This is a genomic window from Propionigenium maris DSM 9537 (assembly GCF_027925155.1).
GTDB classification, from domain to species: domain Bacteria; phylum Fusobacteriota; class Fusobacteriia; order Fusobacteriales; family Fusobacteriaceae; genus Propionigenium; species Propionigenium maris.
In genome coordinates this window covers 1-2477 of the sequence record NZ_BSDY01000055.1, presented here as the reverse complement: position 1 = coordinate 2477, position 2477 = coordinate 1, and the positions used below count along the sequence as shown (strand labels likewise).

Here is a 2477-nt window from a genome sequence, read left to right as displayed (position 1 = left end):
GTGGTGGTCCAGCAGGACTTTCAGCAGCACTGTACGCTTCAAGATCAAAGCTGTCTACACTAATCTTAGAGAAGACTAAGATGGGAGGACAGATCGTTACTACTGAAGAGGTAGCTAACTACCCAGGGTCATTATTTGATGAGGGAGAGATGGAAACATCTGGACCTAAGCTTATCGGAAGAATGGTTCAGCAGGCTGAGCACTTTGGAGCTGAAAGACTGATGAAGGGTGTAGCCAATGTTGATTTTACTGGAGATGTTAAAAAGGTTATCGCTGAGGATGGAAGCATCTATGAGGGAAAGACAGTTATTATCGCAACTGGAGCATTCTCTAGAAAGCTTGGAGTTCCTGGTGAGAAGGAGCTTACTGGTAAGGGAGTATCATACTGTGCAACTTGTGACGCAGACTTCTTTACAGACCTTGAGGTATTCTGTGTAGGGGCAGGGTATGCAGCAGCTGAGGAAGCAATGTACCTTACTAAGTTCGCCAGAAAGGTAACTGTTGTAGCAAGAGAGCCTGAGTTCACTTGTGCAGCATCAATCGCAGAGCACGTTATGAACCATCCTCAAGTAGATGTGAAGTTCAACACTGAGATCACTGATATGAGAGGAGATGGAATTCTTGAGGGATGTACATTCAAGAACAACATCACTGGAGAAACTTGGGAGTATGAAGCTGACGAGGAAGACGGAACATTCGGTATCTTCGTATTCATAGGATATATCCCAGCTACAGATATCTTCAAGGGACACATCGATATGGATCAGTGGGGATACATTCCTACAGATGAGTTCATGGCAACAAACGTTCCAGGAGTATACGCAGCTGGAGATCTTAGACCTAAGGAGTTAAGACAGGTAATCACAGCAGCAGCAGACGGTGCAGTGGCAGCTACAGCATCTGAAAAGTACTTAAATGAAAAGTTTGGACATTAATTTATTATAAAAATCACAGGAGGGATATCATGATTCAATTAGAAAAGGATACTTTTGAAGCAGAGGTACTAAAAAAGGAAGGTCTAGTACTAGTGGACTTCTGGAGTGACGGATGTGAGCCTTGTAAAGCTCTAATGCCACACGTAGTAGAGCTTTCAGAGGAATTTGGTGAAAAGATGACATTTGCAAAGCTGAACACAGCTAAGGCAAGAAGACTTGCTATAAAGCAAAAGGTGCTTGGACTACCAACAGTAATTATCTACAAGGACGGAGAGAAGCTATCTGAGCTTACAAAGGACGATGCAACTAAGGAAAACATCAGAAAGATGATCGAAGAGGCACTTTAATAACAAAGTTTAAAAGTGATGGTATCACTTAATTATAAAAAATATAAGGAGGACACTTGAAATGAGTATCTTAGAGAACAAGAAAGTAATCATCATCGGGGACAGAGACGGTATCCCTGGGGAAGCAATAAAAGAGTGTGTAGAAACAGTTGAAACTGCAGAGGTAGTATTTGCATCAACTGAGTGTTTTGTCTGAACGGCAGCAGGAGCAATGGATTTAGAGAACCAAAAAAGAGTTAAGGCACTTACAGAGGAGCACGGACCGGAGAATATTCTAGTATTATTCGGAGCAGCTGAAGCTGAGGCAGCAGGTTTAGCAGCAGAAACAGTAACAGTAGGAGATCCAACTTACGCTGGATGCCTGGCTGGAGTGGAGCTAGGACTAACTGTATTCCACGCAGTTGAGCCTGAGTTCAAATCTGTAGTAAACGCAGATGTTTACGATGAGCAGATCGGAATGATGGAGATGGTTCTTGATGTAGAAGAGATCGTTTCTGAGATGAACGAGATCAGAGGAGACAACTGTAAATACCTTTAATTTGTTGACTTTCTAGCCATGAAAACAAGTTTCATCTTGAAAGTAAACAATTAAAACCTTTGAGCAACAAAAGGTACTGTAGGTACCTTAAGTAGTAAGACGGCTGTCCTACTGCCAATGGGACGGAAGCTGGGAAAAAAATTAAAACTCTTTAAAAAAACTCTAAAAATCCAAAAAATCCAATTGAACCTAGGTTAGGTTCAAGCTAAGTAAAAAAAGTAAAAAAGAGGGAAACCTCTACAATGGGCTGAGGGCAGCGGGGAGTGTCCCGCTTTCCCAGCCTCCTTTAGATTATTGGGCTCATCCAAGAGGAAGAGAAGATCCGATAAAAAGTAACCGCGTATGCCGCGAATAATATGAAGTATTGTTTAGGTCAGATTCTGGAGGAAACCGGTACCTGACACTTGATTTTAGATAGTATGGTTTAAGAAAGATGGGAAGAAAATAACAGTGAAAATTCGCGTAATTCGCGGTTTCAACTTTTTTTAAAAATAAATAGGGGGAAAACAATGAATTATTCAGTTCTTAAGGGAGCTTCATACGCTCTTATTCACACACCTGACATGATACTACACAATGGTACTACTCAAACTACAGAAAAGCATGTAAATCCTGATTCAGAGTATCTAAAGAATATCAGAGACTCATACAGAACTT

At 41.3% G+C, this 2477-nt stretch carries 3 protein-coding genes; all 3 read left to right on the top strand.

Annotated elements, in window-relative coordinates; translation table 11 throughout:
* Positions 1-935, top strand: a 935-nt coding sequence (locus tag QMG11_RS19950) for an FAD-dependent oxidoreductase (RefSeq protein WP_281838212.1), incomplete at its 5' end; no start/stop codon positions are given.
* Positions 936-964: 29 nt separating this feature from the next.
* The gene (gene trxA / locus QMG11_RS19945) at positions 965-1282 is read left to right on the top strand and encodes a thioredoxin TrxA (protein ID WP_281838210.1); all 318 of its coding nucleotides are present in this window, start codon (positions 965-967) and stop codon (positions 1280-1282) included.
* Between the two features lie 61 nt (positions 1283-1343).
* Positions 1344-1820, top strand: a complete 477-nt coding sequence (gene grdA, locus QMG11_RS19940) for a glycine/sarcosine/betaine reductase complex selenoprotein A (RefSeq protein ID WP_281838209.1) — start codon at positions 1344-1346, stop codon at positions 1818-1820.
* Positions 1821-2477 lie beyond the last annotated feature (657 nt).